Genomic DNA, 12,959 nt, shown 5'->3' on the forward strand with positions numbered 1-12,959 from the left:
CACGAACCCGGGCACCGCGACATCCGCGGCACCCGGGTCCGGTCACCCTCCGGCGCGGTCCCTCAGAAGACCGGCCCGCGCCCCCGGATCACGACGTTCGGGATGCCGCGCTGCTTCAGCAGCTCGTTGAATGCGGCAAGGTCCCGGCTCACCAGCGTCTCCAGCGCCGAGAGGTGGCCCGTGAGTTCGGTGTCGAGGATCGCCTGCACCTCACCGTGCTGGTTGGTGGGGCGATAGTCGCTGCTGGCGATGCCGTTGGCCAGGTAGCCCAGCTTCGCAATCAGCTTCGACGCGAACCGGACGCCGTCCTGGCCGGTGCCCGTCTGGCGCAGGTCCACCAGGTTCATCTCCAGGTCCGTGAGCTGCTGCGCCATGCGCATCGCCGCGCGCCGCACGGTCGAGTCCTCCACGGCACGGATGATCCCCTGCAGTTGCACCCGCGCCGACTCCACCCGCTGCACCGCATCCGCGGCGTCGTTCAGGTCCTTCCGCAGCGCCAGCAGTGCGCGGTTCTGCTCGAGGATCTCTGCCTCGGTGCCGCCGGAGTTGGGATCCTTCCGCACCACCAGCGGCTGCGACTGCTCCACCGCGCCGGCGGTGATGCGCACCGTGTACCGGCCGGGCCCCGCCAGCACGCTCAGGCGCGCCGTGCCGGGGGCCGCGCGTCCCGCCGGACCCGTCACGATGTGCTCCGCGTACAACGGGCTGGTGAGCAGCCGCACCTCCATCGACGGCTCGTGGCGCAGGTCCCAGTACACCCGGTTCACGCCGGCGGCGTTGGTCCCCGCGAAGCTCCGCACCACCGTGCCCTTGTCGTCGAGGATCGTGACCTTCACGCCCCCCGGCACCGGCGCCTTCAGGTGGTAGTTGATCGACGCGCCATAGCGGGGATTCTCGCCCGTGGTCGGGTCGTCGTAGGTGGTGCTCGGCGCCGTGATCGGCCGGAACCGATAGGCGTCGCGCACCGGGAACAGGTGCGCATCCGACGCGAGGATCGCCGGCGTCATGTGCCGCAGCGGCGTGATGTCGTCCATGATCCAGAACCCGCGACCGTAGGTCGAGATCACGAGGTCGCTGAAGTGCTCCTGCACCACGATCCCGGACACCGGCGCACGGGGCAGGTCGTTCTGCAGCGGGGCCCAGTTCTCGCCGGCATCGAACGACACGTAGATCGCGTTCTCCGTGCCCGCGTACAGCAGGCCGCGCCGCACCGGGTCCTCGATGATGATCCGCGCGTAGCTCAGCATGCTCTTCGGGATGCCATTGACGATCAGCTTCCAGGTGCGCCCGAAGTCGGTGGTGCGGTAGATGAACGGGTCGCGGTTGTTCACCTGGTGGAAATCCACCGTGAGATACGCCGTGCCTGCATCGTACCGCGAGGCCGCGATGCTGCGCACCGATCCCCACGCCGGCAGGCCGGTGATGTTCCGCGTCAGGTTGGTCCACGTCGCGCCGTTGTCGCGCGTGAGCTGCACCTGCCCGTCGTTCGTCCCCACCCAGATCGTGCCCTTCGCCAGCGGTGACTCGGCGATACCGTACACCACCCCCGCGTACTCCACGCCGATGTTGTCCGGCGTGAGGCCACCAGAGCTGCCCATGCGGCTGCGATCGTTCAGCGTGAGGTCGGGGGAGATCACCTGCCAGCTCTGGCCGCCGTCCTGCGTGCGGTGCAGGTGCTGGCTCCCCGTGTAGAGCGTGTTGTGGTCGTGCGGGGAAATCAGCAGCGGTGCATCCCACACGAAGCGGTACTTCACGCCGTCGGCAGGACCGTTCGACTGCTGCGGCCACACCTCCACGTTGCGGAACTGGCGCCGCTCCTCCTCGAAGCGCACGACGATGCCACCCACCATCCCGGAGCCCGAGGCGGTGGACCAGATCAGCTTGCTGTTGGTCGGGTCCGGTGTGGCCCAGCCGCTCTCGCCGCCGCCCACCGAGTGCCACATCCCGCGCGAGATGCCGCCATCGCCGCCGAAGCCCTGCACGCGGCTGTTCGATGGCCCGCGGTACGACGGCTCGTCCTGCTTGTTGCCGAGCACGTTGTACGGGATCTCGTTGTCCACCGTCACGTGGTAGATCTGCGCATTCAGCAGCCGCTGGCGGAACCAGGTCGCCCCGCGGTTCTGCGAGATCGACAGCCCCTGGTCGTGGGCCACGATCATCCGCTGGGCATTCGTCGGGTCGATCCACATGTCGTGATGGTCGCCGCCAGGCGCCGCGTTGCGCTGCAGGACCGCGATGGTGGTGCCGCCGTCGATCGTCTTCGCGAACGACGCGGTGAGGAAGTACGCCTCGTCGGGATCGTCGGGCGCGACCACCATGCGCGAGTAGTAGTGCGCGCGACCCATCGCGTTGCGGTCACGGCTCACCAGCGCCCAGTTCGCCCCGCCATCCTCCGAGCGCCAGAGCTGGCCGCTCTCCGTCTCGCGCCCCTCCCAGGGCAGGCCGTCGCCGGTCTCGATCATCGCGAACACCCGGTCCGGGTTCGACGTCGAGATCCCCACCGCCACCTTGCCCACCGGCTTCACCGGCAGCCCGTGTCCCACCTGGCGCGTCCAGGTCACGCCGCCGTCGCGCGAGATGAACAGGCCACCCCCGGGTCCCCCGCTCGTCCGGCCCCAGGTGTGGATCTCGATCTGCCACATGCCGGCGAACAGCGTCCGCGGGTTCTTCGGGTCCGCGATCAGGTCCGAGCAGCCGGTGTGCTCGTCAACGAACAGCGCCCGGGTCCAGGTCGCGCCCCCGTCGGCCGTGCGGAAGATGCCACGCTCCTGCTGCGGCCCGTACGCATGTCCCAGCGCGCACACCACCACCACGTCCGGGTTGGTCGGGTGCACCACCACGCGCGCGATGCGTCCCGTCTTCTCCAGGCCCATCAACGTCCAGGTGCGGCCGGCATCAACCGACTTGTAGATCCCCTGCCCGATCGAGATGTGGCTCCGGATGTGCGCCTCGCCCGTGCCCGCCCACACCACGTTCGGGTCGGAGCGTGACACGGCCAGCGCCCCGATCGACTGCACCGGCTGCGCATCGAAGATCGCCTTCCAGTTCACGCCGCCGTCGGTGGTCTTCCACACCCCGCCCGAGGCCGCGCCCACGTAGTACGTGAGCGGATCGCCGGGAATGCCGGCGGCGGAGGTGAAGCGGTTCCCCTCCGGACCGACCGTGCGCCAGTGCAACTGGCTGAACGCCGACGTGGGGATCGCTGGCGCAGCGGGTCCCTGCGCGCCGGCGGGTGGGGCGAGGATGGCAGACAGCGCCATCACCGCGGGAAGCAGGGCGCGGAGCGTGCGGGGCATCATGACCTCGTGGGGCGCGGAGTCGCACCGCCGCACCTGCGCAGGCCTCGCGCACGTGCCGGCAGTCGCCTCGGGGGTGGGGAGTCCTGCTCCCATGCTACGCCCTCGCGGGCGAACGCGTCAATCGGCGGTCGTGCTGATCCGCAGCCCGGCTGGTCCCGCCGCGGCTCCCGCCGCGGCCACGAGCTCCGCCACCACCAGCGTCGCCACCGATCGCACCACGAACCCGGCATCACCGAGCTCACGTGCATCGACGGTGCCGAGCACCCCGATCCCGTGCATGCCCGCGGCCCGCGCCGCCGCCAGCCCCGCCGGCGCATCCTCCACCACCACGCACTGCGACGGATCCACCCCGAGCAGCGCCGCGGCGCGCAGGTATCCCTCGGGGTCCGGCTTCCCGCGCGACACGTCATCGGCGGTCACCAGCACGCGCGGGATCGGCAGCCCGCCGATCCCGATCCGGAACTCGGCCACCGCACGCACCCCCGAGGTCACGATCGCCCAGCGATCACGCGGCAACTGTGTCAGCAGCGCCGCCGCGCCCGCGACCGGGTACACACCACGCGCCTCGGCCGCCTCGCTCTGCGCCAGCGCGGCCACCTCCGCACTCGCCGCGAGCTGTGGTGCCACCAGTGCGATCGTCTCCGCGGTCCGCCGGCCGTGCGCGTGGCGCACGACCAGGTCGCCATCCAGTCCGTGCGCCGCGGCCCACGTGCGCCACGTGCGCTCGACGCATTCCGTCGAGTCCACCAGCACCCCATCGAGGTCGAAGAGCACCGCCTGCACGTCGAGGGTCGGCATCGCGCGCTACGCGGCGACGGGGCTGGACGCGTCCCCCCGCGGCATCACCGCGCCTGCGGCCACAACACGCCCTGGTCGGCCTTCACCACCGGCTTCAACCCCTTGTACACGAACCGCTGCAGCCGCTTCCCCTCGTACGTCTCGGTCGTGAAGATGTTGCCGCGCGAGTCGGTGGCGATGGAGTGCACCGCGAAGAACTGCCCCGGCTGCCGGCCGCCATCCCCGAACGCGGTCAGGATCGACAGGCTCTCCCGATCCATGATGTACACCCGCTCGTTCTTGCCGTCGGCCAGGTACAGGTACTTCTGCTGCGGGTCGCGGCTGAAGGCGATGTCCCAGACGGCCCCGTCACCGCGCGTCTGCGGCGCCACGCGCACCTCCTTCACGAACGTGCCGTCCTTGCGGAACACCTGGATGCGGTTGTTCACGCGGTCGCACACGTACACCAGCCCATCGGGCGTGGGCTCCGCACAGTGCACCGGCGTGCGGAACTGCGGGATCAGCGGGCGTTCCGGGATGTACGGGCCGTAGTTCGAGTCGCTCGGCACGTTGCCGTATGCGCCCCAGAACCGCTTGATCGCCCCCGTGTTCATGTCCAGCACCGCCACCCGCCGGTTGCCGTAGCCGTCGGCCACGTACGCCTCGTTCGCGCGCACGTCGAACGACACCTTCGCCACGCGCCCGAACGAGTCCATCGACTTCGAGTCCGCCGGACGGCCCGGCACGCCGATCTGCTGCAGGAACTTCCCGTCATGCGCGAACTTCAGGATGTGCGAGTCGAACCCGATGCCACGCGTGGAATCCGGCGTGCCGTTGCCGCCGATCCAGACGTTGTCGAGGTGGTCGATCGCGATGCCGTGGTTGCTGCTCGGCCAGCTGTATCCCGCCGCCGGACCGCCCCACGAGTTCACCAGGTTGCCCTCGGGATCGAACTCCAGCACCGGCGGCGCCGCCGAGCAGCACGGCCCCACCAGCGGATACCCCGCCTCGGTGCGGGCATTGAGCGTGGCGCCGCCGCGATGCACGATGAAGACATGGTCACGCGAGTCGATCCCCAGCCCGATCACCATCCCCAGCAGCCAGCCATTGGGCAGCGGCTTCGGCCAGAGCGGATCGACCTCGAACGACGGCGCCATCACCGCCTGGCGCTCCACCGCCCGTGCCAGCTGTCGCTGCCCGAGCACCAGCGAGACGATCACCGCGCCGAGGATCGGCACGGCCCGTGGGATACGCCTGGCTTTCATCGCGATGCTCCGGTGCTGCTGTGAGGGCCCGACCGCTGCGTCCACGCAGGATCCCCGCGCGCATTCCCCACCGCCACTGGGTGCGAAACTGCGAGCAATGCTATATCTCACCGCAATGATGCACCAGAGAGAGTGGCCCGGCATCACATCGCGGCTCGCGGCGGGCTGGTGTGTCGCCCGCCGCAGCCTCTGCGCGGCCATCGCCCTCCTCCTCGCCACCACACCCGCGCGCGCCCACGAGGTCCCGGAGCGCGTGGCCATCCGCGGCGTCGTCCAGCGCGAGGGCCGCACGCTGCATCTCCTGCTGCGCGTGCCGCTCGAGGCCATGCGCGACGTGGACTTCCCGTTGCGGGCCGACGGCTCGCTCGACCTCGTGCGCGCGCGCACCCTCCTCCCCGGCGCCGCGCAGACCTGGCTCGTGACTGCCATCGACATCACCGCCGATGGCACGACGCTCGGCGCCCCACGCATCACCGGCACGCGCCTGGCCCTGCCCAGTGACCGCAGCTTCGATGATCCACGCAGTGCGCGCGCCGCCTTCGCCCGCGCACCCATCGATTCCCAGCGGATCCAGTGGCAGCAGGTGCTGCTCGACGTCGCGCTGGAGTACACGCTGCCGTCACCAGGCGCGCGCCTCGTGCTCCACCCCGCACTGGCCTCACTCGGCATCCGCACCACCAGCCTGCTGCAGGTGGTGATGGCGGATGGCCGCACACGCACCCTGGTGTATGACGGCAACCCCGGCGCGGTCCCCCTCGACCCGGCGTGGTACCAGACCGGCGTCCGGTTCGCACGCGCGGGCTTCCTCCACATCCTCGCGGGATACGATCACCTGCTGTTCGTCTGCTGCCTGGTGCTCGGCCTCCGCGGGCTCCGGTCACTCGTCACCACCATCACCGCCTTCACGGTCGCCCACTCCATCACGCTCGCCGCCACCGCGCTCGGCGTGGTGCCTGGCCGGCTCTGGTTCCCGCCGCTGGTGGAGGCGCTGATCGCGGCCTCCATCATCTGGGTCGCGATCGAGAACATCGTGCTCACCGACGAGCGGCTGGCATCGCGCTGGGCCATCGCCTTCACCTTCGGCCTCGTGCACGGCTTCGGCTTCTCGTTCGCGCTGTCCGACTCGCTGCAATTCGCCGGCGGCAACCTCGTGAGCGCGCTGCTTGCCTTCAACCTCGGAGTCGAGGCCGGGCAGGTCACGGCGCTGGCAGTCGCCGTGCCGCTGCTGTGGCTGCTTCGTCGCCATGCCGGCCGCACTCGGGAGCGGGTGCTGACCATCGTGCTGTCGGTGATCGTGGCCCACACGGCATGGCACTGGATGACGGCACGTGCGGCCGAGCTGGGCCGCTTCCGGGGCAGCATCGGATGGCCTGCGGCAGACGCCGCCACGGCACTGGTGGCCATGCGCCTGTCGCTGCTCGCCGCCGTGGCATTGGCCGTGGCCCTGTCCATGCGGCAGATTCTGCGCGTCTCCCGCCGGTCCTGACAGGACCCTCCGGCCCGCCACACGACCCGCGCACACACCGTGGCCCCTCTCCGTCGCCTCGTTCTTCCGGTCGTGGCTGCCCTGCTTGGCGCGGCGGGACTCTCCGGCCTGCGCTCCGCCCGCGAGGCGGAGGCGGCCGGCCGGGTGCGCCCGGCCACGCGCCGCGACTCGACGCGCACCACGATGGACGGCGTCTACACCCTCGCGCAGGCGACGAAGGGCAAGGACCTCTTCGCGATGCGCTGCCAGAGCTGTCACACGCCCACCCAGCACAGCGGCCCGCCGTTCCGGAACAAGTGGTTCGGCAAGTCGCTCGGCGACCTGTACACGTACATCCGGCGCGAGATGCCGAAGAACGAGCCGCGCTCGCTCAGCGACCAGGAATACACCCTCGCCCTGGCCTTCCTGCTGCGCATGAACGGCATGCCCACCGGGCCCGTCCCTCTGGCCGCCGACTCCGCCGCGTTGCAGAGTATCCGTCTCGACTCCGTCCCCGCCGTTCCCTGAACCCAGAGCCCGCTGATGAAGACGCGTCTCCTCGCCGTCGCAGTCACGGTTGCAGCCTGCGCGGTCGCACCTGCCCCGTTCCTCGCTGCCCCGGCGTTCGCGCAGGGGCCGCGCCCCGCCAGCGCACCCGGCGGCACCCGGCCGGAAATGGCCGGCCTCGTGCGCGGCAACGCCACCGGCGAGTGGCGCTACTGGGGTGGTGACGCGCACAGCACACGCTACTCCCCGCTCGACCAGATCAACGCGTCGAACTTCAACCGGCTGGAGCAGGCGTGGCAGTGGAACGCGGGCACCTTCGGTCCCGACGAGTACTACCGCACCACGCCGCTCTACGCCAACGGCCGCCTGTTCACCGTGGCCACCACCCGGCGCTCGGTCATGGCCATCGAGCCCGAGACCGGCGAGACGCTCTGGATGTACCGGCTCGAGGAAGGCATCCGGTGGCAGAAGGCGCCGCGTCAGTTCGCCGGTCGCGGCCCCACCTACTGGACCGACGGCACCGAGGAGCGCGTCATCGTCGTCACGCCTGGCTACCACATGGTGTCGCTCGATGCGAAGACCGGTGTGCCCGACCCGAAGTTCGGCACCAACGGCGTCGTCGACCTGCAGGACGGCCTCGGGTACCCGCTGGTGGCGCTGGCCGTGGATGATTCCGGCTCGCTCGTGATCTCCGACGCCGCGCCCGCACGCAAGGCGAAGCCAGGCGAGACCTGGGACCCGGTGACGAAGACCGGCGCCGACGGCACCATCGGCATCGATCCCGTGAACGGCCAGATCGGCGCCAGCTCGCCGGCCATCATGGTCGGCGACATGATCATCGTCGGCAACTCGTCGATCCACGGCTACTACCCCATCCGCGTGCGCAACATCCCCGGCTTCGTGCGCGGCTTCGACGTGCGCACCGGCCGCCAGGTGTGGAAGTTCAACCTCGTGCCGCAGCCGGGGGAGTTCGGCGCCGAGACGTGGACCAACGGCTCGGCCGTGAACACCGAGGGGGTCGGCAAGAACGACGCGTGGGCCACCTACTCCGCCGACCCCGAACTCGGCATGGTCTACATCCCCGTCGGCATGCCGCTGATGGACGAGTACGGCGGCCATCGCCCCGGCAACAACCTGTTCGGCAACTCGCTCGTCGCCATCGACGCGAAGACCGGGCAGCGGAAGTGGCACTTCCAGATGGTGCACCACGACATCTGGGACTACGACGCCCCCATGGCGCCGAACCTGATCGACATCACCGTCAACGGCCAGCGCCGCAAGGCGGTCACCCAGCCCACCAAGCAGGGCTGGCTCTACACCTTCGATCGTGTCACTGGCCAGCCCATCTGGCCCATCGTGGAGACGAAGGTGCTGCAGAGCACCGTGCCGGGTGAGCGCACGTCGCCCACGCAGCCGATCCCGAGCCGGCCCGCGCCGTATTCGCAGCAGGGGCTGCTCGCGACGGACCTGATCGACTACACACCGGCCATCCGCGACTCCGCGCTCAAGCTCGCGCAGCGCTGCCGCATGGGCCCGTACTTCATTCCGGGTGCCGCGGCAGATGCGGCCACCGGCCCGAAGTGCTCGTGGTACGCCCCCGGCGCCTCCGGCGGCGTCAACATCGATGGCGGCGCGGCCTTCGACCCCGAGACGGGCATGATCTACGTCGCCGCCCTCAGCGGGCTCTCGACGATCAGCCTGCAGAAGGATCCGTGCAGCGAGTTTCGCTACAGCTCCCCGCGCGACAACTGCGGCCTGATCGGCGCCCTCGCCCCGCCGCCGGGCTACGTCGCCCCCACCTCGCGCGGCGGCGGGTTCGAGGGTCGCAGCAGCATGGCGATGCTCGGCGGCGTCTCCATCCTCAAGCCGCGCGAGCTGGGCGGCATCACCGCCTACGACATGAACACCGGTGACAAGAAGTGGTGGACCCCGAACGGCGGCACGATCCCCGTGCGCAGCACCGACCCGCTCTTCGCCGGCGTCACGCTCCCACCCCGCCCCGCCAGCGGCCAGGCACAGATCATGGTCACGAAGTCGCTGCTCATCTACGGCACCGGGCGCAGCGGCGGCGTGCCCAACGCCACCCCGCAGCTCTTCGCCGTGGACAAGGCCACCGGCCGCCAGGTCGGCGCCGTCGAGATCCCGTCCCGCACCACCGCCGTGCCGATGACGTTCATGCACAAGGGAAAGCAATACATCGTCTTCGCCACCGGCGCCGGCAGCTCCACCTCGCTCGTCGCGCTCAGGCTGCCCTGAACTGCAACTGCGAACTGCGAACTGCGAACGGCTTTGACGCAAAGGCGCAAAGGGGCGCGAAGGACGCAAAGAAGTGCCTGTGACAGAGGCCCCGGTGCGCGGAGCGATCCTCCCTGCGCATCGGGGCCTCGTCAATGCTTTGGGAACGGCAACAGCCACCGCAGTTTCCCCTCAACTCCTTCGTTTCGAGTGCAAGCGACCGCTGGACAGCGCACCGACCTCTTTGGATCCTTCGCGTCCCTTTGCGCCTTTGCGTCAAAGCTGTTGCTGTCGCAGTTACGGCGCCCGCTCGTATCGCTTGAGCGCGCGCGGGCCGACTTCGGCGCCGTAGATCACGCCGCTGCGCGACACCGCGACCCCTTCAGCCGCGCTGGTGTTGCGCGTCTGGGCGACGGGATCGGGGATGAACATCGTCACAGCGCCCGTGCGTGCGCTGCCGATGCGGATGCCACGCTGCCACTCGGGACGCGCGGGCTCGATGGAGCCCGACTCGGAGTCGGCCGCGTACAGCACGTCGTTCGCGTCGATGAACAACCCGCTGATGCGTGAGAACTGCAGCCACGTGTCCAGCAGCCGGCCGTCCTGCGAATAGATCTGCAGGCGGTTGTTGCCGCGATCCGCCACGAACAGGCGGCCCTGCGAGTCCATCGCCAGCGCGTGCGGCTGGTCGAACTCACCGACGCCGGTGCCCTTCCGCCCCCAGCTCGTGAGGAACCGGCCGGTGCGGTCGAACTTGAGCACGCGTGCGTTGGCGTCAGGCCCCGAGGCATGGCCCTCGACCACGAAGATGTCGCCGTTCGGCGCCGTGTGGACGGCGTTCGGCTGGAAGAAGTAGCCCGGCTCGCGCGCTCCGCCGTCGGTGCCAAGGCGCAGCAGCAGCTCGCCGCGCGGCGAGAACTTCAGCACCTGGTGCCCGAACACCCGTGACGGCATCGGTGGCGCCGGCGTGCCCGCCGGGGCGTTGCGCGGCACCACCGCCTTGTTGTCGCGCCCGTCCACGATCCAGACGTTGCCGTCACGGTCCACATGGATGCCGTGCGGCCAGTTCACCATCCCCTTCCCGAACGACCGCACCAGCGTCCCGTTGCGGTCGAAGAGCAGCACGGGATCGAGGTCCGATCCCACGCAGCTGTTCTGCCCGCAGCGCTCGGCCACCCACACGCTCTCGCCATCTTTGTCGATCGCGACGGCACTGGTGCTGCCCCAGGTGCGTCCCGCCGGCATCTTCGCCCACCCCTCGACGGTGCGATAGGGGTTGGGAAACTCGTTCTGCGGTGCGGCGGCGCCCTGCGCCCCAGCGGCACGCGGTGTCGCGCATGCCAGCAGCAGCGTCGCGACGAGACCTGCCCGAAGGATCTGCATCATTCCCACTCCCGCCGCGGCTGGCCAGGCAACGTCGGCTCGTACTCCTTCTCCGGCCACCTGAACGCCGCCGCGATCACCGGGTCACCGGCATCACCCGTCACCCGCTTCGCGATGTACTCGCCCAGCACGATCGAGAACTTGAACCCCTCCGCCTGGCCCAGCCCGGCGATCCAGGCGTTGTCGGCCCCGGGCACGTGGTCCACGATGAAGTTGCGGTTCACGCTGCTCTCGTAGTGGCAGGCGCGCGTGGCCAGCAGCGGGGCGTCGGCCATCGCAGGGAAGTACTTCTGCAGCACGCGGCGCGAGCCGTCGATGCGCTCCTGGTTCGACCAGCGCGAGCTGAGGTCGGGATCCTGCTGACGCGGGTCGGGGGAGGCCTGCGGCGGCGGGGGCGGGGGCGGCGTGTCGTCGTCACCTGCGGCGCGCGGCGGCGGCGGCGGCGCGATCGAGCCGCGCACCCGGAAGCCGAAGCTGTCCGCCGGCAGCGACGCCCACCCGGTCACGCCCGGCACGTTCCAGCTCGGGATGTTCGGCGCGCTGAAGCGCTCGTCGTTCACCGGCGCCCCGAAGTAACACACGTGGCCCATCGGCACCCGCATCCGGTTCTTCATCGCCACCGGCAGCACCTTCTCCATCCACGGCCCGCAACAAAAGACATATGAGTCTGCTGTCAACTTCGTGCCGTCGGCCAGCGTGACCCCGTCCATCCGGCCGCCCGACACCGCGCCCGGCGTCACCCGCCCGATGCGGAACCCCACCCCCGCATCCCGGCCGATCGCCACCGCCGCCTGCACCGCGTCCCGCGACCGCGCCACGCCGGCATCCGGCTCGTACAGCACCACCTGGTGCCCCGCCGACGCAATTTGCGGCCACCGGCGCGTCGCCTCCTCGGCCGACAGTGTCTCGAACCGCACCCCCTGCGCCGTCCACAGCTCCTGCGTGCGCGTGGTGAACGCCTCCGGCTTCTCGCGCAGGATCACGTCGCCGGTGGTGTAGTAGAAGCGCGTGCCGAACCGCCGCCCGTGCTCCGCATCGAACTCCCGCCACTTGCGGATGCTCCGCCGCGCCCAGTCGGTCCACAGCTCGGGCGTCACCGTGCGATCACCATACGACGAGCGGATGCCGCGCGTCTCGTCACCACTCGTCGCGCGCGAGTTCGCCGCGCCGTACTGGTCCACCAGCGTCACCCGGTGGCCGGCGCGGCGCAGGTTCAGGGCAGTGAAGGCGCCCCACGCCCCCGCACCCACCACGATCACGTGGCTCGAGGCGCGGGCACGTCCGGCGCCCATCGTCGTGGCGGGCGCCGGGCCCGCCGCCGCGCCGGCGGTCGCCGGCAGTCCACCGGCCAGCAGTGCGCCGGTGCCGAGTCCGGCAAGGCGAAGGAAGTCGCGGCGCGGCACGGGCGTGCCGAGCGGGTCATGGGCGTCCGACATCGCAGGCGGGTCCTTGGCTGGAGTGCGCGGTACGGCGGAAAGACCTCCGGCTGGCAAGCTCGCCTGCAAGGAAGGGCTGCGCAATCAGACACCGAGGCGCACGCGGCGTGGCCTTGCCCGCTGTGGAGACCCGCTCCAGCTTCCGGCCCGATGCCTCCGCGCCGCACCTCCCGACTGCTGCTTGCCACGGTCTCGCTCGCCCTGCTGCCCGCGATCGCCCGGGCGCAGGATGCGCAGGCCGACGCCGACTCGCTCGCCGCGGCCGCCGCACGACAGCTCGATGTCGGTGAACAGTGGTTCCGCTCGGTGTGCATGGAGTGTCACGCCACCGGCAACCTCACCAACCCCGACTTCCGGCTCGCCTGGCGCGGCAAGAGTGCATTCGACCTCTTCGAGCGCATCCGCTCGACCATGCCCCAGAACAAGCCGGGCACGCTCACGCAGGGCACCTACGCGTCGATCGTCGCCTACCTGATGAAGGTGAACGGACTGCCGGTCGGCACGCGACGCGTCTCGTCCGACAGCACGGCCCTCGCCTCGATCCTGCTCGCCTTCCCCGCCGCCGCCGGCACCGACCACCGCTGACCACGAG

General features: G+C 70.4%; 9 protein-coding genes. 4 read left to right on the plus strand and 5 right to left on the minus strand.

The annotated features are described in order from the left end of the window. Window positions 1-62 precede the first annotated feature (62 nt). From IT355_15125 to IT355_15135, 3 genes are all read right to left on the minus strand, one after another. Window positions 63-3,299: a hypothetical protein gene (locus IT355_15125; protein MCC7054601.1), complete on the minus strand. Its 3,237-nt coding sequence runs from the start codon at window positions 3,297-3,299 to the stop codon at window positions 63-65. A gap of 117 nt (window positions 3,300-3,416) precedes the next feature. Next, window positions 3,417-4,097, minus strand: coding sequence for an HAD-IA family hydrolase (locus tag IT355_15130; protein MCC7054602.1), 681 nt, complete (start codon window positions 4,095-4,097; stop codon window positions 3,417-3,419). Window positions 4,098-4,141: 44 nt separating this feature from the next. Beyond that, window positions 4,142-5,341, minus strand: coding sequence for a hypothetical protein (locus IT355_15135; protein ID MCC7054603.1), 1,200 nt, complete (start codon window positions 5,339-5,341; stop codon window positions 4,142-4,144). A 115-nt stretch (window positions 5,342-5,456) separates the two neighbouring features. Here IT355_15135 and IT355_15140 point away from each other — a divergent pair, with 115 nt between their 5' ends. From IT355_15140 to IT355_15150, 3 genes are read left to right on the plus strand one after another with little or no spacing between them, the layout of a single operon-like run. After that, entirely contained in the window at window positions 5,457-6,827 is a 1,371-nt protein-coding gene (locus IT355_15140) for a HupE/UreJ family protein (GenBank protein ID MCC7054604.1), read from the plus strand. Window positions 6,828-6,866: 39 nt separating this feature from the next. Continuing rightward, entirely contained in the window at window positions 6,867-7,334 is a 468-nt protein-coding gene (locus IT355_15145; protein ID MCC7054605.1) for a c-type cytochrome, read from the plus strand. A 15-nt stretch (window positions 7,335-7,349) separates the two neighbouring features. Then, a complete protein-coding gene (locus IT355_15150; protein MCC7054606.1) occupies window positions 7,350-9,569 on the plus strand; it encodes a PQQ-binding-like beta-propeller repeat protein in 2,220 nt (739 codons plus the stop codon). A 276-nt stretch (window positions 9,570-9,845) separates the two neighbouring features. Here the strand turns inward: IT355_15150 and IT355_15155 are convergent, their stop codons facing one another. Next, window positions 9,846-10,931, minus strand: a complete 1,086-nt coding sequence (locus tag IT355_15155; protein ID MCC7054607.1) for a hypothetical protein — start codon at window positions 10,929-10,931, stop codon at window positions 9,846-9,848. Continuing rightward, window positions 10,931-12,367 carry an FAD-dependent oxidoreductase gene (locus IT355_15160; GenBank protein MCC7054608.1) on the minus strand — a complete coding sequence of 479 codons (1,437 nt, stop codon included), beginning with the start codon at window positions 12,365-12,367 and terminating at the stop codon, window positions 10,931-10,933. The genes IT355_15155 and IT355_15160 overlap by 1 nt, the downstream gene beginning before the upstream one ends. Window positions 12,368-12,517: 150 nt before the next feature. Between IT355_15160 and IT355_15165 the strand changes: the two genes are divergently transcribed. Beyond that, complete coding sequence (locus IT355_15165; protein ID MCC7054609.1) at window positions 12,518-12,952, plus strand: cytochrome c; 435 nt, start codon at window positions 12,518-12,520, stop codon at window positions 12,950-12,952. Window positions 12,953-12,959: the final 7 nt, after the last annotated feature.

This window comes from Gemmatimonadaceae bacterium (assembly GCA_020851035.1).
Lineage (GTDB): Bacteria > Gemmatimonadota > Gemmatimonadetes > Gemmatimonadales > Gemmatimonadaceae > JACMLX01.